The 19,030-nt window shown below is 36.6% G+C and carries 13 protein-coding genes and 1 tRNA gene; 4 read left to right on the top strand and 10 right to left on the bottom strand.

The genetic code is table 11. The features are described 5' to 3' along the window. Positions 1-157: 157 nt before the first annotated feature. The 3 genes from gatB to V4P55_RS01170 all read right to left on the bottom strand — a co-directional run bounded on the left by gatB (position 158) and on the right by V4P55_RS01170 (position 3,435). Positions 158-1,657 (bottom strand): Asp-tRNA(Asn)/Glu-tRNA(Gln) amidotransferase subunit GatB, encoded by a 1,500-nt coding sequence (gatB, locus tag V4P55_RS01180; RefSeq protein ID WP_455474601.1) that lies wholly within the window; start codon positions 1,655-1,657, stop codon positions 158-160. 130 nt (positions 1,658-1,787) lie between these two features. Next, the gene (gene tig / locus V4P55_RS01175) at positions 1,788-3,215 is read right to left on the bottom strand and encodes a trigger factor (protein ID WP_455474599.1); all 1,428 of its coding nucleotides are present in this window, start codon (positions 3,213-3,215) and stop codon (positions 1,788-1,790) included. 137 nt (positions 3,216-3,352) lie between these two features. Beyond that, positions 3,353-3,435 (bottom strand) — tRNA-Leu (locus tag V4P55_RS01170). A 168-nt stretch (positions 3,436-3,603) separates the two neighbouring features. Between V4P55_RS01170 and trmFO the strand changes: the two genes are divergently transcribed. After that, positions 3,604-5,013 (top strand): methylenetetrahydrofolate--tRNA-(uracil(54)-C(5))-methyltransferase (FADH(2)-oxidizing) TrmFO, encoded by a 1,410-nt coding sequence (gene trmFO, locus V4P55_RS01165; RefSeq protein ID WP_455474597.1) that lies wholly within the window; start codon positions 3,604-3,606, stop codon positions 5,011-5,013. A 570-nt stretch (positions 5,014-5,583) separates the two neighbouring features. Here trmFO and V4P55_RS01160 read toward each other — a convergent pair. From V4P55_RS01160 to V4P55_RS01130, 7 genes are all read right to left on the bottom strand, one after another. Beyond that, complete coding sequence (locus tag V4P55_RS01160; RefSeq protein ID WP_455474595.1) at positions 5,584-5,862, bottom strand: HU family DNA-binding protein; 279 nt, start codon at positions 5,860-5,862, stop codon at positions 5,584-5,586. A gap of 222 nt (positions 5,863-6,084) precedes the next feature. Further along, on the bottom strand, positions 6,085-8,508 hold the full coding sequence (lon, locus tag V4P55_RS01155) for an endopeptidase La (RefSeq protein WP_455474593.1): 2,424 nt from the start codon (positions 8,506-8,508) through the stop codon (positions 6,085-6,087). A gap of 181 nt (positions 8,509-8,689) precedes the next feature. Next, positions 8,690-9,964 carry an ATP-dependent Clp protease ATP-binding subunit ClpX gene (clpX, locus tag V4P55_RS01150; protein ID WP_455474592.1) on the bottom strand — a complete coding sequence of 425 codons (1,275 nt, stop codon included), beginning with the start codon at positions 9,962-9,964 and terminating at the stop codon, positions 8,690-8,692. Between the two features lie 190 nt (positions 9,965-10,154). After that, a complete protein-coding gene (gene clpP / locus V4P55_RS01145) occupies positions 10,155-10,787 on the bottom strand; it encodes an ATP-dependent Clp endopeptidase proteolytic subunit ClpP (RefSeq protein WP_455474591.1) in 633 nt (210 codons plus the stop codon). An 869-nt stretch (positions 10,788-11,656) separates the two neighbouring features. Next, positions 11,657-13,033 (bottom strand): Trk system potassium transporter TrkA, encoded by a 1,377-nt coding sequence (gene trkA, locus V4P55_RS01140; RefSeq protein WP_455474589.1) that lies wholly within the window; start codon positions 13,031-13,033, stop codon positions 11,657-11,659. 3 nt (positions 13,034-13,036) lie between these two features. Continuing rightward, a complete protein-coding gene (gene ntrX, locus V4P55_RS01135; RefSeq protein WP_455474587.1) occupies positions 13,037-14,395 on the bottom strand; it encodes a nitrogen assimilation response regulator NtrX in 1,359 nt (452 codons plus the stop codon). A 1-nt stretch (position 14,396) separates the two neighbouring features. Next, the gene (locus V4P55_RS01130; protein WP_455474585.1) at positions 14,397-16,661 is read right to left on the bottom strand and encodes an ATP-binding protein; all 2,265 of its coding nucleotides are present in this window, start codon (positions 16,659-16,661) and stop codon (positions 14,397-14,399) included. 216 nt (positions 16,662-16,877) lie between these two features. Between V4P55_RS01130 and rirA the strand changes: the two genes are divergently transcribed. The 3 genes from rirA to V4P55_RS01115 all read left to right on the top strand — a co-directional run bounded on the left by rirA (position 16,878) and on the right by V4P55_RS01115 (position 19,026). Next, positions 16,878-17,324: an iron-responsive transcriptional regulator RirA gene (gene rirA / locus V4P55_RS01125; protein ID WP_455474584.1), complete on the top strand. Its 447-nt coding sequence runs from the start codon at positions 16,878-16,880 to the stop codon at positions 17,322-17,324. Positions 17,325-17,401: 77 nt separating this feature from the next. Then, on the top strand, positions 17,402-18,541 hold the full coding sequence (locus tag V4P55_RS01120; protein ID WP_455474582.1) for a bifunctional 2-C-methyl-D-erythritol 4-phosphate cytidylyltransferase/2-C-methyl-D-erythritol 2,4-cyclodiphosphate synthase: 1,140 nt from the start codon (positions 17,402-17,404) through the stop codon (positions 18,539-18,541). Then, positions 18,538-19,026: a CinA family protein gene (locus V4P55_RS01115; RefSeq protein ID WP_455474581.1), complete on the top strand. Its 489-nt coding sequence runs from the start codon at positions 18,538-18,540 to the stop codon at positions 19,024-19,026. The genes V4P55_RS01120 and V4P55_RS01115 overlap by 4 nt, the downstream gene beginning before the upstream one ends. Positions 19,027-19,030 lie beyond the last annotated feature (4 nt).

Genomic DNA, 19,030 nt, shown 5'->3' with positions numbered 1-19,030 from the left:
CCGTTTCTTAGAATATTTATAAAATAAACCTATCGTAAAGCCTAAAATTGAAAAAAAATATCAAAAAACTGGGAAATTATTTTTCTTAATAAAAACTTTTAATTTATATTTTTATAAAAAAGAAAATAACATAATTATAATTTTTTTCCATACAAGATTAATCTATGCCAAGTTTCACTTTAATCAATTCATTAACAATTTGAGGATTTGCCTTACCATTTGTTGCTTTCATTACTTGGCCAACAAACCAACCAGCTAAAGCGGGTTTTTGTTTTGCTTTTTCAACTTTATCAGAATTATTTGCAAGGATTTCATCGACTGCTTTTTCAATAGCCTGTGTATCTGTTACCTGCCTCATATTGCGCTCTTCTACAACTTGACGTGGATCACCACCCTCATTCCAAATAATTTCAAAGAGATCTTTAGCAATTTTTCCAGAAACAGTTCCTTCTTTTATAAGATCAATAATATCCCCTAATTGGCTTGGTGTCATTGGTGTTTCTTTAATTTCACGGTTATCTTTATTTAAAGCACCCAAAAGATCATTAATCACCCAATTAGCAACTATCTTTCCATCACGCCCACACGCCACTTCTTCAAAATAATCAGCAATAGCTTTTTCTGTTACAAGAACAGATGCATCATACACTGTTAAACCCATATCATTGACAAAACGCGCTTTGCGTTCATCAGGTAATTCCGGCAACTCCGCGGCCAATGCATCCACAAACGCCTGATCAAATTCTAATGGTAAAAGATCTGGATCAGGAAAATAACGATAATCATGCGCTTCTTCCTTTGAGCGCATAGACCGTGTTTCTCCTTTAACAGCATCAAAAAGTCTCGTCTCTTGATCTATTACACCACCATCTTCTAAAATCGCGATTTGACGACGTGCCTCATAATCAATTGCCTGACCAATAAATTTAATAGAATTAACATTCTTAATCTCGCAGCGCGTACCAAATTTTTCACCAGGACGGCGGACCGATACATTAACGTCTGCGCGCATAGATCCTTCATCCATATTGCCATCACAGGTACCCAAATAGCGGACAATTGTACGTAACTTTGTCATATAAGCTTTGGCTTCATCCGACGAACGCATATCCGGTTTTGATACAATCTCCATAAGAGCAACACCAGAACGATTAAGATCTACAAAAGACATAGTTGGGTGTTGATCATGTAATAATTTTCCAGCATCTTGCTCAAGATGTAATCTTTCAATTCCAATTTCAATATCTTCAAATTGACCATTTGAATCTGGACCAACAGATATAATAACCTTTCCTTCACCTACAATCGGATATTGAAATTGTGAAATTTGATATCCCTGTGGTAAATCTGGATAAAAATAATTTTTACGATCGAAAACAGATCTCAGATTAATGTTAGCCTTTAATCCTAAACCAGTACGAACAGCTTGGCGTACACATTCTCGATTAATAACAGGTAGCATGCCCGGCATAGCAGCATCAATAAAAGAAACATTACTATTTTGTTCAGCTCCAAATTTCGTTGATGCCCCCGAAAAAAGCTTTGAATCTGATATGATTTGCGCATGAACCTCCATGCCAATGATGACTTCCCAATCACCTGTAGTTCCAGAAATAAAACGCTTAGAATCAGAAACACGCGTATCAATGATTTCCATTGCCAATCCACTACCAATATTAAAAAAATATATCCGATGGCTAATCTAAAAACGCAACAAGTGCAAGTCTAGAATATAATCTAACACAAAAAGCCCGATAAAATCGGGCTTATTTTTATTGGGATAAACATTAACTTTTTTTAGGCAACTTCTTTTTAACTGGAGTTTTTTCCGCGCCTTTCTCTTTTACTGTAGATTTTTTCTTTGTAGATTTCTCTACAATCAAATCTGATTCATCAGACTCTTTCATCAATTCTTCAACCGTAACTTCTTTATCTGTGACTTTTATCCTTGTTAATAAATGATCGATAACCTTTTCTTCAAAAATTGGAGCACGCAAATTTGCAACCGCCTCTGGTGTTTTACGAAAGAAATCCATAATTTCTTTCTCTTGTCCAGGATACTGTCTAATCTGATCAAAAACTGCTGCCTGGAGCTCATCATCACTTACTTGAACGCCAACCTTCATTCCAATTTCAGAAAGAACTAGACCAAGACGAACACGACGCTGCGCAAGCATACGGTACTCTTCCCGTGCCTGCTCTTCTGTGACACCTTCATCCTCAAAACTTTTACCAACCTTTTTTAAGTCGTTATTAATCTGGGTCCAGATGTTGTTAAATTCGATTTCTAAAAGCCCCTCAGGAACCTCAAAAGTATAATCAGCATCCAAAGCATCAAGAATTTGACGCTTAATCTTTTGACGTGTCACTGAACCATACTGACTTTCAATTTGTCCACGAATAACTTCTCGCAAACGGTCCAAAGATTCTAAGCCAAGTTTTTTAGCGGCTTCATCATCAATTTTCAATTCATCTGGCTTAGAAACAGCTTTAACAGTAATATCAAACTCCGCATCTTTACCAGCTAAATGCGCGGCACTATAATCATCTGGAAATTTAACAGAAATTGTCTTTTTATCACCTGCTTTTACACCTATTAACTGCTCCTCAAACCCAGGAATAAATTGCTTTGAACCTAGAATTAGTTGAGAATCATTATCTGCTCCTCCTTCAAATGGAGCATTTTCAATTTTTCCTAGATAATCTATCGTAATCCGATCACCTTCTTCGGCAGCAGCATCTTTCAAAGAATAATTACGCGTAGAAGAAAGAACACGTTTGATCTGTTCATCTATTTCTTCTTCAGGAATTATTGCAATTTCACGAATAATTTCAATATGTTCGAAATCTTTAATTCCAAAATTTGGCAAAACCTCATATTTTAAGCTGAAAACAAAATCGTCTTTACCATCCAGAATCTTTTCATTTTCATCTATATCGATCTGCGGCTGCATCGCTGAACGTTCATTACGGTCAGCTAAAATAGAACGAGGAGCATCGCTAATAATCTCATTAAGAATTTCTGCCATGAAAGACTTGCCGTACATTTTACGCAAGTGTCCAGCAGGAACCTTACCAGGACGAAAGCCATTAATCCTAACTTTATCCTTGGTATCATTCAACCGCTCATTCAATTTCTCTTCTAAATCTCTCGCCGGAACCACGATCTTAATTTCGCGCTTCAGTCCTTCATTAAGCGTCTCGGTAACCTGCATCAAACAACCTTCATACTTTAAAAGGAGAGGGACAACCCCACTCTAACAATCATGATATTCTCAACACTTAAGTGTTAAGACACTATAATACAGATTTCAAAACATACAGAAACCCATAATATAAAAAAATTCCTTTGTGGTGCGGATGGAGGGACTCGAACCCCCACGGTCTCCCGCCAGAACCTAAATCTGGTGCGTCTACCAATTTCGCCACATCCGCTCAATTTTACAAGCTAGCAATCTTTTATGTAAGAGGCGTTTCTATACCATTAATTTATAAAAAAAAGCAAACAAATATATTTAAAAATCTCAATATAAATCTTTCTTAAAAAATTAAAAAACAAAATCTATGCTTTTCAGGCTAAATAATTTTCGTTAAAAGCAGATTATGGCAAACAAATTTAATACCCCAATTCATATCATCGGCGGCGGACTTGCGGGAAGTGAAGCAAGTTGGCAAATTGCACAATCAGGAATTCCTGTTATTTTACATGAAATGCGACCGCAAAAACAAAGCGACGCCCATAAAACAGATAAACTTGCAGAACTTGTTTGTTCCAATTCATTCCGTTCAGATGATGCATCAACAAATGCTGTAGGACTTTTACATGCAGAAATGCGATTAGCAAAATCCCTGATTATGATGGCTGCAGATGCTAATAAAGTACCGGCTGGAAGTGCACTTGCTGTTGATCGTGATGAATTTTCAAAAACCGTGACAACCACACTTGAAAATCATCCTCTGATAACTATAAAGCGCGAAGAAATTCAAAAAATTCCTGAAGATTGGCATCATACGATTATTGCAACAGGACCCCTTACCTCATCTGCACTCGCTCAAACAATACAAGAAATAACTGGGACAGAAGCACTTTCCTTTTTTGATGCTATAGCACCTATTATCTATACTGATAGTATCAATATGGACATCTGTTGGTATCAATCACGCTATGATAAAATTGGTCCTGAAGGAACAGGAAAAGATTACATTAACTGTCCTCTTAATAAAGAACAATATGAAGCATTTGTTCAAGCATTAAAAAATGCAGAAAAAGTAGAATTCCGAGACTTTGAAAAAGTCCCCTATTTTGATGGATGTTTGCCAATCGAAATTATGGCCGAACGAGGACTCGAAACTCTAAGACATGGGCCGATGAAACCTATGGGGTTAACAAATGCCCATAACCCTAAAATTAAAGCTTATGCTGTCGTTCAATTGCGTCAAGACAATAAACTTGGAACCCTATATAATATGGTAGGTTTTCAAACAAAACTGAAATATGGTGAACAAATTCGCATTTTTAGAATGATTCCTGGTCTTGAAAAAGCTGAATTTGCACGACTTGGCGGATTGCACCGCAATACCTATCTTAACTCACCACTAATTCTTGATAAAAACCTTCGTTTAAAACAAAAACCTAAATTGCGTTTTGCTGGACAAATTACAGGATGTGAAGGTTATGTAGAATCATCCGCAATAGGACTACTCGCTGGGCGTTTTGCCGTCGCTGAGTATAATCATAGCTATCTTCCTTTACCACCAACAACTACAGCATTTGGAGCTCTTTTAAGTCATATTACTAGCGGTCATATCGTAGTTAAAGAAACAGAAAAACGATCATCGTTTCAACCAATGAATATCAATTTTGGACTTTTTCCACCAATTTCTTCTATTTGTAATTCAAAAAAACATTTACCAAGCAAAGAAAAGAAAATGGAAAAAAAACAAGCTATCACGCTGAGAGCTCTCACTGATTGTTTTCAGTGGTTAACAAATGAAAAAACAGCGCCTAATTAATCACACTTTTGATTTATAAATAATACCACTTGTTTTTTGAAAATAAATGAATCTGCTTCTTATATGAAAAGAACTCTGAAATTTCTATAAGATTATCTAAAATATTTTCAATTAATAAGCACCCTGCACAATATATAACAGTCTGCATATTAATGTCATGCAAAGCTAACCTAAAAAAAACTTCAACGCGCTTTAAGCCTCAAAATTAAGCGATGCAAAGTACGCTGCGAGAATAACAGTTTATTCAGCATATATTAGATAACCACACAAACAAATATTCTAATAATTACCTACAAGTCTCATATGAGAAAAAGCATATAGCGACAGAGTCGTAAAAATAAAATCTTGCTTACAATCTATATTCTTCATCTCCAGAGCAATATTATTTTAAAACTAAAATAATACACTCGCCCCACAGCTCATAAGAAACTTTAAAACACTTTCAAAAAAACTCTCATAAAAAGCTTAAAGCCGCGACATACTAAAAAATTTACAGCAAAAACACACAGAGAACATCCCGTAAAAAACCCGTTTATTAAAAAATCGGGTTTTTTTTAATGTAGCTTAAAGTTATTTTTTATTAACAGCTTCTTTAAGACCTTTTCCTGCTGAGAATTTAGGTACTGAACGTGCAGGAATCTCAATTTCAGCGCCGGTTGAAGGATTACGCCCCTTTGTGGCAGCACGATGAGAAACTTCAAAAGAACCAAAGCCTGGAAGACGAACATCATCTCCAGAAGCCAAAGCTTCCGTTACAGAAGCAAGAAAAGCATCAACCATAGAACCGGACTGCGCTTTCGAAATACCCGTCTTTTCAGCAATGGAGTTAACTAATTCACTTTTATTCATTGAACATTTCCTTTCCCTATATATTTTAGGCGACACAATCCAACCGATCATTAGTTAGTTTATTTAAAAGTACAACAAACAGAAGTCTTATTTTTATCCAAAACACTGTTTTTTTAGTAAAAACCATAGTTATTCACGGAATTTTTCATTTTTTTCACAATATAAAAAAAACAACAACCCTAAAATAGCCTCTCCTGCTTTTTAAAATACAGTTTAAAACTGTCAATGAGCAATTTGTACTCCCTCGTTGTCACTCTCTGTTTTAACCGCAGTAGTTACTGCAGGAGGCTCTGTCCATTCAATTGCCTCAGGAAAATGAACTAAAGCATGTTTAAGCACTTCACTTACATGGTTGACCGGAATAATTTCCATATTATTTTTCACAGCATCAGGGATATCTATCAAATCTTTTGCATTTTCTTCAGGAATAAGCACTGTTTTTATTCCTCCCCGAAGTGCCGCAAGCAGCTTCTCTTTTAATCCGCCAATTGGTAAGACACGCCCACGTAATGTAATTTCTCCAGTCATCGCAATATCCTTATGCACAGCGATCCCTGTTAATATCGAAACAATTGCTGTAACCATTGCAATTCCGGCAGATGGACCATCTTTCGGTGTAGCACCTTCTGGAACATGGACATGAATGTCGCGCTTTTCAAAAGTCGGTGGCTCAATACCAAAATCAATAGCACGAGAACGCACATAAGATGCCGCTGCAGAAATTGATTCTTTCATAATATCACGCAAGTTTCCAGTAACTGTCATCTTGCCTTTGCCTGGCATCATAACACCCTCAATAGTTAACAGCTCTCCACCAACCTCAGTCCATGCAAGCCCAGTAACGACACCGATCTGATTTTCACCTTCAATTTGACCAAAACGGTAACGTTTAACGCCTAAAAAATCGCCAATATTATCTTTTGTAATTTTTACAGATTTTTGATGAGTCTTAAAAATTTTAGTCACCGATTTACGAGCCATTTTCATTAATTCACGCTCAAGGTTACGGACGCCTGCTTCACGTGTATAAAATTGGATAACAGACTTTATTGCATCATCAGAAACACTAAACTCTTTTTTAGATAAACAATGATCTTTTAATGCCTTTGGTAAAAGATGTCGTTTAAAAATTTCCATCTTTTCACATTCTGTGTAACCAGCAATACGAATAATCTCCATTCGATCCATTAACGGTCCTGGGATATTGAGCGTATTTGCAGTTGCAACAAACATAACGTCAGAAAGATCGTATTCTACTTCTAAATAATGATCAATAAAAGTACCGTTTTGTTCAGGGTCTAGCACTTCTAGTAAAGCTGATGAAGGATCTCCACGGAAGTCTTGCCCCATTTTATCAATTTCATCGAGCAAAAAGAGAGGATTAGATTTTTTTGCTTTTTTCATAGATTGAATAATTTTACCGGGCATAGACCCAATATAGGTACGACGATGTCCACGAATTTCTGCTTCATCTCGTACTCCACCTAATGATATACGGACATATTCACGACCAGTAGCCTTCGCAATGGAACGTGCAAGAGATGTTTTTCCAACACCAGGAGGCCCCAACAAACAAATAATAGGACCTTTTATTTTTGACGCCCGGCTTTGTACCGCTAAATACTCAATAATCCGTTCTTTAACTTTCTCAAGGCCAAAATGCTCATTATCCATGATCTTTTCAGCAAAATTCAAATCATTTTTAATTTTTGACTTTTTGCCCCAAGGTATTGCTAAAAGCCAGTCAAGATAATTACGCACAACTGTAGCTTCTGCAGACATAGGGGACATATTACGAAGTTTTTTCAGCTCTGCAGTAGCTTTTTCACGTGCCTCTTTTGAAAGCTTAGTTTTTGTGATGCGTTCTTCTAACTCAGACAATTCATCACGACTATCATCTCCCGCCCCTAATTCCTTCTGAATAGCCTTCATTTGTTCATTGAGATAGTATTCTCGCTGATTCTTTTCCATTTGTCGTTTAACATGTGAACGGATACGTTTTTCAACCTGCAAAACAGAAATCTCTCCCTCCATAAAAGAAAGAATACGTTTAAGGCGGTCACGTATAGGCAACAAAGCCAACATTTCTTGTTTTTCAGCAAGCTTAATCACCAAATGCGAAGCAATTGTATCGGCAAGCTTAGAAGGATCATCAATTTGACTAATTGCATTGACAACTTCAGGGGAAATTTTCTTATTAAGTTTTACATAATTTTCAAAATAGGTAATCACAGATCGAGAAAGAGCTTTAATCTCAACAGCATCTTCTTGAAATTCTTCCGGAATAGTTGCAAAAGCCTGATGGTAATCTTCATTTTCAGTAAATCGGTTAATTTTTGCACGCGCAGTGCCTTCAACCAAAACTTTTACCGTGCCATCAGGAAGCTTTAAAAATTGAAGAACATTGGCAAATGTACCAATATCATAAATATCTTCTGATTGTGGATCATCATCAGAAGCATTTTTTTGCGTAACTAACAAGATCTGCTTATCAGATTCCATCGCCCTTTCAAGAGCACGAATTGACTTTTCTCGCCCCACAAAAAGCGGCACAATCATATGCGGGAAAACAACAATATCACGGAGTGGTAAAACAGCGTAAGGTTCTTCTCTTCTCTCACTCATCTTTTCATCAATATATTGCATAACTCTCCTTTCTGGAGCCTATGATTCATCCACTATACAAGCCTGCCTTTATAAATCCATTTACTCTTTCACAATAACATGAAAATGGTAACTACAAGCATTACTGGTATTATATGTCTATAATATCTAAAAACATCCACTCTTAAATGATATTTATTACAACTTTTCATATAAAATAATGTTATGCTGATACGTTTTCCTTATCTTCAGCACGTTCTGAATAAAGATAAAGAGGACGTGCCTTCCCATCAACAACATCGCTTGAAATTACCACTTTTTGAACACCTTCAAGGGCTGGTAACTCAAACATAGTTTCAAGAAGTATTTTCTCCATAATAGAACGTAAACCACGTGCACCAGTTTTCCGTTCAATAGCTTTCTTAGCAATAACCCGTAATGCATCTTCATGAAACGTCAGTTCAACATTTTCCATCTCAAAAAGGCGCTGATATTGCTTCACCAACGCATTTTTTGGTTGTGACAAAATTTGAACAAGCGCATTAACATCCAAATCCTCTAAAGTAGCTACAATAGGAAGACGGCCAATAAACTCTGGTATTAAACCAAATTTGATAAGATCTTCAGGTTCTAAATCACGAAAAATTTCACCTACACAGCGCTCGTCAGGAGCCTTAACAGTAGCAGAAAAGCCGATAGAAGTTCTCTCACCACGTCCTGAGATAATACGTTCTAAACCAGCAAATGCACCTCCACAAATAAATAAAATATTTGTTGTATCTACCTGAAGAAACTCTTGCTGCGGATGTTTACGTCCACCTTGTGGCGGAACAGAAGCGATTGTTCCTTCCATGATTTTTAACAATGCTTGCTGAACACCTTCTCCTGAAACATCTCTTGTAATAGATGGATTCTCTGCTTTACGAGAAATCTTATCGACTTCATCAATATAAACAATACCACGCTGCGCACGTTCAACATTGTAATCAGCTGCTTGAAGAAGTTTTAAAATAATGTTTTCAACATCTTCACCAACATAGCCTGCTTCAGTCAATGTAGTCGCATCAGCCATAGTAAAAGGGACATCAATAATACGCGCTAATGTTTGCGCTAGATAAGTTTTACCACACCCCGTTGGGCCAACAAGAAGGATATTGGATTTCGCTAATTCTATATCACTGCTCTTAGACTGATGCGCAAGTCGCTTATAATGATTATGGACAGCAACAGAAAGAACACGCTTTGCGTGCCGCTGACCAATCACGTAATCATCGAGAACTGTTATAATTTCCTGTGGAGTAGGAACACCATCACGCGCCTTAACCCCAGAAGATTTATTTTCTTCACGAATAATATCCATGCAAAGCTCTACACATTCATCACAGATGAATACAGTCGGTCCCGCGATGAGCTTACGCACTTCATGCTGACTTTTGCCGCAGAACGAGCAATAGAGAGTATTTTTTGATTCGTTCCCGCTATTGCCAATTTTGCTCATTTTACTTTCCTTTCACCACGATATATGAAGACTTCGTTTTTTTAAGGAAGCTTTTCATAATAAAACTACAAAATACATACAAAAACACACATCGCGCATCATAACAATTTAGATATCTTCTATTATTTTATGTTTATGATATCTTTACAAAATTCCTTACTTAAAGTAGTCTTTTTTTTTTGAAAAATTGTTAGTCTTTTTCTTCTTTTTCAGTTTCTGCACGATACTGTATAACATTATCAACCAAGCCAAACTGCTTCGCTTCTTCTGCTGTCATAAAATGATCACGATCAAGCGTTCTCTCAATAACCTCATAATCTTGACCTGTATGTTGAACATAAATTTCATTTAAACGCTGCTTCATTTTTATGATATCTTGCGCATGCCGTTCAATATCTGAAGCCTGTCCCTGGAAACCACCTGAAGGCTGATGCACCATAATACGTGCATTTGGTAATGCAAAACGATGACCTTTTGCTCCAGCAGTTAGCAGTAATGATCCCATAGATGCAGCCTGTCCCATACAAAGTGTAGAGACAGGAGGACGAATAAATTGCATAGTATCATAAATTGCCATACCAGATGTAACAACACCTCCTGGCGAATTAATATAAAGACTAATTTCTTTTTTAGGATTTTCTGCTTCCAAAAAAAGCAATTGCGCACAAACGAGCATCGCCATACCATCTTCGATAGGGCCATTAATAAAAATGATTCTCTCTTTTAAAAGACGAGAAAAAATATCATAAGCTCGCTCACCACGATTAGTCTGTTCAACAACCATAGGAACAAGACTTAATGCTGTTTTCATTGAATCACTCATACTTTTACTTCCATTAATATAATAATCGCTCTTTACGCATTCAACGTCTGCATCCCTAAGCTACCATGACTTTCTTGCACAAACCACAATCAAAATTATTCACTCAAAATTAAAATTGTATTGATTAAAAATAATAATGACAATCGTACCTAAATAAATCATAAACACCGAGAACACGAAAATTTGCCAACGGATAAATTTTTAAATGATTTTGACCTTCTTGTTCATGTAAAGCTCCGACAAATATAAGCTTGCAAATGACACAACACAAAAAATGGACAAAAATGCACTCAATTTTTTATTTAATTCAACAATAATAAAATTTTTTCCTTTGTTTTATAAAAATAAAGTTTAGTTAGGAAATACCATCATTGCCAAAGATTTCAACCCCCCTCAAAAAATGGATTTTTCTCTTAAACAAAATATTTTTTAAACATAGCATAGAGATTTTAGCCATTTAAAAATGATTTTGCGCCTACTTCACAATCCTCAATAACCTTTATAATAGATTATAAAATGGCAAATAAAATACAAATGCTTTCTTTTTACAAAATACTTTAACAAACCAACACTTGTCTATATCTGTATAAACTCGTTTCATTAGATAACATTTGTATATAATTAACCATTTCACTCATATTTTATCAAAATAATATGGAAAAAACTAAAATTAAAACACTCAGCCAACAAATCTATAAAGCTGATTCGAAAACATTTAATTTAATATTAATAAACACATTATTTATTTTGTATAACAATTTAAGAAATTTAGTGTTTTTCTCTACCATATCCATTTAACAATAAGCAAAACTTGCTCATTAACCTTAACTAATTACCACGACCGAATATGTAAATATCGTGAAAAAATATTAAAAATATTCTAAACTCACTCGAAATAATTGTTCAACATCACGAACACTATCAGCAAGAGCAAAAATCACTATCCTATCACCAGATAAAATACGTGTATCTGCCGAAAGCTGTATTATCGTCTTATTACGATAAATTGCACCAATCCTCAGACCATTTGATAAATTAAGCTCTGACAATGTCTTACCAACTAAGGAAGATGTCTGCATCACTTCAGCCTCAATAATCTCAGCCTGACCATTAAAAACTGAATGAACTGCACGAATACGCCCACGACGCATTTGTTGCAAAATTTTTGATATAGTAACACTATGAGGATTAAGATATGCATCCACACCAACCGCGCGACTAAAATCCTGGTAAGCAACATTATTAATTAATACCATATTCGCTTTGCATCCCAGCCTTTTAGCTATAATAGCGCTTAAAAGGTTAACTTGATCTTGATTGGTCAAAGCAATCATCAAATCAGCCTGACCAATTTTAGCTTCCTGAAGGATGACAGGATCTAATACATTGCCGTATAAAACCGTCGCTTTCTCAAGTTTATCAGCAATGATTAATGCTCTCTCTTTTTGCGATTCTATAATCTTCAATTTTGATTTATTTAAGCGTTTCTCAATAGCCTGTGCAACATAAAGACCAATATGACCACCCCCTGCAATAATCATGCGATGCGTATCCTGTTCTTTTTGACCAAAAAGCCCAACTGCACGACGCATTTGATCACGAGCAACAACAAGATAAATGACATCACCAACAAGCAATTGCGTATTTGAATGCGCAACAAATAAGTCTGATCCACGCTTTATAGCCGTAACCGTTGTACGAAGATCTGGAAAAAGCTCTGTTAATTGACGCAAAGGCGTATTAATAACCGGACAATCTTCCATACACTCTAAGGCTAACGCAACAACTTCATCATTACAAAAATAAAGAACATCTACTGCACCAGGTAAAGCAATACGACGTAAAACCATTTCACCAACTTCAATCTCTGGTGATATAACCATATCTATAGGAATATTTTCTCTAGAAAAAAGAATTTTATAATATGACTTTAAATAAGATTGTGAGCGAATACGTGCTATTTTTGTTGGAACATTAAACAATGAGTGTGCCACCTGACAAGCCACCATATTAACTTCATCAAACAAAGTCACTGCAATTAACATATCAGCTTTATCCGCACCTGCAGCTAACAACACCTCAGGATGTGAGCCATAACCAACAAAACCTCTCACATCTAACGTATCACTAATTTTTTCAATCAATCTCGCTTCAATATCAATAACGGTAACATCGTGATTTTCAGCCGCAAGACGTTCTGCTATTCCATAACCAACCTGCCCTGCTCCGCAAATAATAACACGCATAATCTATGAAACTCCAAGCGCCTTAAGTTTACGATGTAAAGCTGAACGCTCCATACCTATAAATTCAGCTGTGCGCGATATGTTGCCACCCAAACGTCCAATCTGCGCTACTAAATATCTCTTTTCAAATAACTCCCGCGCTTCACGCAACGGTAAATCCATTATATTTTCATCTGCATCCATTTGAAGCCGTGGTAAAGAATCACTCATTTCCGGGGGAAGCAACTTTGCTGTTATTGGATCATCACCATCGCGCACAAGAATGAGAAGACGTTCAATATTATTGCGTAATTGTCTTACATTCCCTGGCCAAGCATGTGTTTGCAAAATAGCTATCACATCATCACTAATTTCACGTGGCTTAATACCAACTTGCTGAGATATTATTTTAATAAAATGGCGTACAAGCTCTGGAATATCTTCACGACGCGCAGCAAGTGGTGGAACAGTGATAGGAACAACCGATAGGCGATGGAATAGATCTTCTCTAAAGCATCCATTAGCAATAAGACTTTCAAGACTTTGAGCTGTCGAAGAAATGACACGAACATCTACTTTAACACGCTTTACACCACCAACTCTTTCAAATGTCTGACTTGTCAATACCCGAAGAATTTTACCTTGTGTCTCACGTGACATATCAGCGATTTCATCAAGATATAACGTCCCTCCATGCGCTTCTTCTAACGCACCAATCTTACGTTCTTTTCCTTCCATTTCATTCCCAAATAACTCGATTTCCATTCTCTCTGGAGTAATCGTTGCCGCATTTATTGCAACAAATGGACCATTTGAGCGTGTAGAAAGCGCATGAATAGTACGCGCCACAACCTCTTTACCAGAACCTGAAGGACCAGTAATCATAATGCGGCTATTAGTCGGCGCTATTTTTTCTATGGTTTGACGCAAGTGTTTCATAGCATGTGATGAACCGAGTAATTCTGGCATCTCACTTGAATGCTTGCGCAATTCTAAAAGCTCACGTTTTAGTTTTGAATTTTCAAGTGTTCGCTCAGCAACCAATACAAGCCTATCAGCTTTAAAAGGTTTTTCAATAAAATCATATGCGCCTCGTTTTATAGCAGAAACAGCTGTTTCAATATTACCATGACCAGAAATCATAACCACTGGAAGAGCAGGATAACGCGTCTTAATTTCATCAAGTAATGCCAATCCATCAAGAGAACTTCCCTGTAACCAAACATCCAAAAAGATTAACTTAGGAACACGTTCATTAATTTGCGCTAACGCTCCGTCAGAGTTACATGCAACGCGTGTTTCATAGCCTTCATCGTCTAAAATACCAGCAACAAGTTCACGAATATCCGCTTCATCATCAATAATTAAAATATCTGATACCATCTTATTCCCCTATTGTATAATCTGTAACTTGTGCAATAACGTTCTGCCCAGCCACAGACGATGAAAATACTAAACGGATCATCGCGCCACGACCTTCATAAAAATTTTTAGGTGCATCATGTAATTCCATATAACCACCATGATCTTCAATTATTTTTCGTACAATAGCTAATCCGAGCCCCGTCCCTTTTTCTCGCGTCGTTATATAAGGTTCTAATATTTTTTGTCGTTGTTCTTTTGGCAAGCCTTTACCGTTATCAACAACATCCACAAATAAAAAGCCTTCTTGATAGTAAGAACGAATCAAAATATGCCCGCGCACACTTTCTTCTCTCATTACAGAATCAATAGATTCGCTTGCATTTTTGATGACGTTACAAAAAGCCTGAACAATAAGACGATTATCAAATGCACCTATAAGCGGTACATTTCCTAAGTCTTGCTCAAAATAAATATCATGTCGAGCAACTTCTATCAAGAAACATGCTTCACGTAACAATTCTCGAATATCTAAAATACGCATTCTCGGTTTAGGCATACGTGCAAAAGAAGAAAACTCATCAACCATACGCCCAATATCCCCAACTTGCCGAATAATTGTCTCAATACACCGCTCAAAAACTTCCTTGTCTTGTTTAATAACTTTATCGTAACGTTTACGAATACGTTCAGCAGATAATTGAATAGGTGTCAGTGGATTTTTGATTTCGTGTGCAATGCGACGTGCAATATCTGCCCATGCTGATGAACGTTGAGCCTCTACAAGGTCTGTAATATCATCAATCGTTAAAACCCAAGATTGTCCATGCCCATCATTTTCTTCCATTGTAATTTGCACATTGCAAACACGCTCTTGTCCTGCAACACTCAAGGTAACTTGCTCACGATGATTTTTACGACCCGATAAGCGTGCAAACTTAAAAACTTGCCAAATTTCAGCACTTAATGACAAAAGATTATGTCCAATAACTTGTTCAGCACTAATATCAAACATTGTTTCAATAGACCGATTGATAATTGTAATATCACCATTATCACCAATTCCAGCTACACCCGCTGTCACACCAGACAAAACAGCTTCAGAAAAACGCCGTCTTTCATCAATTTGATCACGAACCGCAATTAATTCATTGCGTCGGCTTTTTAGCTCACTTACCATGTAATTGAAAGTTTTTGATAATTGTCCAATATCCCCATCCCTGGCGCGCACCGGAACAAAAACATCCATATTTCCAGAAGCAACATCATCAGCAGCACTAATGAGAAGACGAATAGGACGCACCAAGCGCTCAGCAACTGCAATACCAGTCCAAATAGCGGATAAAAATAAACTAAAAAAGAGACAGAGATAGAGCATGCCGAATGCAATTTGCGTTGGCAGACGGTTTTCATTAAGATCACGATAACGATCTGTATTAACCTCTGTTAAACGTAAAGCAGCTAAAACATCTTTATCAACATCACGAACCAAATACAAAAATGTATTTGGTATATTGGTAAACTTCAAAATAATACCAAAATAATCATGAACTCCTGGTTGAAAAGAAAAAGGACTTGTTCTTGTTGCTCGTTCTATAAGACTAGATGGGGGAATAGGCAACTCATTCTCATCTCCAAGATCACTCGAGATAAAAACAGTCCCGCTTGAACTTAACAAAAATGCCCCACGTAAATTACGCCCTGCAGCATGGCGTGTTAATTGCATCCTGTATTCAGCTGGATTGCGCTCTAAAAGTTTTTTATTATCAAGTGCAAATGCCATAGTATAGGATAAATTTTTTAAATTTTGAAGCATTTCATCCGCATATGCATCTGCCAAATCGATAGAAGAACCTACAATTTGTCGTGTTGTCGTATCAAACCACCTATCAAGCCCTAAATTAAGTGCAGGACCTGATACAAGAGCTACAGCAACAGCTGGCACCGTCGCAACAAGTGTAAATAATGAAATAAGGCGCACATGCAAACGTGATCCAGCACGTTTTGAGCGCCACGCGCGAATAATAGGAATCATCTCATAGAGAACAATGATTACAAGTCCCACAACCCAAACGCTATTAACTCCAATAAGAATAAATGTTACAGCTCTACTAGGGACGAGAGGAGTTAATCCAATAAGAATAATAAACGAAATTGAAGCCGTTAACAATGCTAAAACAATAATCGCTATACCTAATAAGGTGTATACCTTATTTAAACGATAGTGTTCGTTGTTATACGTTTTTCTATTTTTTTTTCGGAGATCCTTCATGGATATTGTATTCATGATTAGCTTACGTTATTCTACTCTGTAATCTCCATATAATCTCTTGCTATAAAAATTGACAATATCAATAACCCCATTTTAAACAAATGCAACCAGTTTAATAAATAGAAAATTTCTCTACTTCTCAAAATATTTTTTAAATTTTATATTTTACAAATTATTGTAAAAATTAAGATAAAGTGCATTCATGAAGTGGTGCTGAATATAGGAGGTAAAATGCGATTAACAAAACAAACAAATTACGCCCTCCGAATGCTCATGTATTGCGCAGATAATCAAAAATCCCTAAATCACGTTCCAGAAATTGCAAAAGCATATGCTATTTCTGAACTTTTTTTGTTTAAAATTCTTCAACCACTCGTTGAAGCTGGTTTTGTTAAAACAGTACGAGGGCGTAATGGTGGTATTAAATTGGCAAAACCTGCAGAAGAAATTTCAATAGCAGATGTTGTAAAAGTAACAGAAGATAACTTTTCCATGGCAGAATGTTTTGATAATGCAGAATCTAACTGTCCATTGATAGGTTTTTGTAATTTACACACCGCACTAAAAAAAGCATTAAACGCTTTTTTTGATGTATTATCAGTAACCTCTCTTGCTGATTTGCAAAAATCATCCTTTCAAAATCAATTTACAATTGACGATCAAGAAACAATTCGCTGAAATAATACAAAAGGAGACCTAGTATTTCTATTGCAGCAATAATATTAGCCGCGGGACGCGGTGAACGAGCAAGATCTTTGCAAAAAACTCCAAAGCAATATCGACTTTTAGGACAAGAGCCGGTTATTTGTCATACCGTACGTTGTTTTTTACAGCATCCAGCAATTACAACAATCGTCTTAGTTATTCATCCAGAAGATAATCAAATTTGTGAACAAGCTCTAGGTAATTTAAAAGAACAGCTCATTATTGTTGAAGGAGGAAAAACACGTCAAGCATCCACTTTATGCGGGCTACACGCACTTAAAAATATTAACCCCGAATATGTCCATATCCATGACGGTGCGCGCCCTTTTATAGAAAATAAACTCCTTGAAACAATTCATGCTACCATCAATCACCAAGAAGGTGTTATTCCTGTTCTTGCTGTCTCTGATACTCTTAAACGTGTGAATCAAGAACACCATATTGTAGAAACAATCCCGCGCACTCATCTTTACAGCGCACAAACTCCACAGTGTTTTTCATTTAAACGTATTTTAGCGGCTCATGAAAAAGCGAAAGAGTCCTACAAAGATAACTTTACTGATGATTCAGCAATTGCCGAGTGGTTTGGTATTCCTATGCGTACCATTCTTGGAGACCCTAACAATATAAAAATTACATGGAACGAAGATTTTAAAACAGCACATTTATACCTCTCAAAAAAAATGCAAATATTTCCCGATATCCGCACAGGCAATGGTTATGATGTTCACTCTTTTGAGGAAGGAGCTTTCGTTACGCTGTGCGGTATAAAAATTCCTTTTCATAAAAAATTGAGCGGACATTCAGATGCAGATGTCGCTCTTCATGCATTAACAGATGCTCTTCTTGCTACCCGAGGTATAGGAGATATTGGTACACATTTCCCCCCTTCTGATCCTCAATGGAAAGATGCGCCGTCAGAGATCTTTCTACGTCATGCTCTTGATATTATAAAACAAGCTGATGGACGGATTACCAATGTTGACATCACACTAATAGCTGAAAATCCTAAGATTAGTCCCTATCGTCATACAATGATGACAAACCTTATGAATATACTTGCAATTTCGCCAGATCGAATCTCTATAAAAGCAACAACAAATGAACAGCTTGGATTTATCGGTCGTGGAGAAGGTATTGCTGCTCTTGCAACTGCTACTGTCCTTTATTCAAGAGGCATTTCTGAATGACATATTTTTGTGAAAAACAGGCACATGCAGTCCTTGCTGCTTGTCGTAAAAAAGGTTTTCTTTTAACAACTGTTGAATCTTGTACAGGAGGGCTTATTGCCGCAAATCTCACCAATATTCCAGGATCATCTGACGTTTTTGATTGTGGATTTGTTGTTTATTCAAATGAATCTAAAGTGCGTCTTGTTGGCGTATGTTCTGAACTTATAAAAATACATGGCGCAGTTTCAAAAGAAGTGGCTATTGCAATGGCTGAGGGTGGATTAAAACATTCAAAAGCTGAAATTGCAGTCTCTGTCACTGGCATCGCAGGACCTGGAGGAGCATGCCCCAGTAAACCTGTTGGACTTGTGCACTTCGCAGTTGCTCACAAAAATCGTAAAACTCTACACACAAAAATGCACTTCGAAAGTCTTGATCGCAATGCTATTCGCTATGCAACCGTTAAAAACGCGTTCAAAATGATCTTAGAATCTCTTAAATAACACT

The sequence above is a fragment of the Bartonella sp. B30(2025) genome, assembly GCF_053793825.1.
The sequence above is the reverse complement of the archived record's forward strand: the minus strand, read 5'-3'. Positions and strand labels throughout refer to the sequence as shown.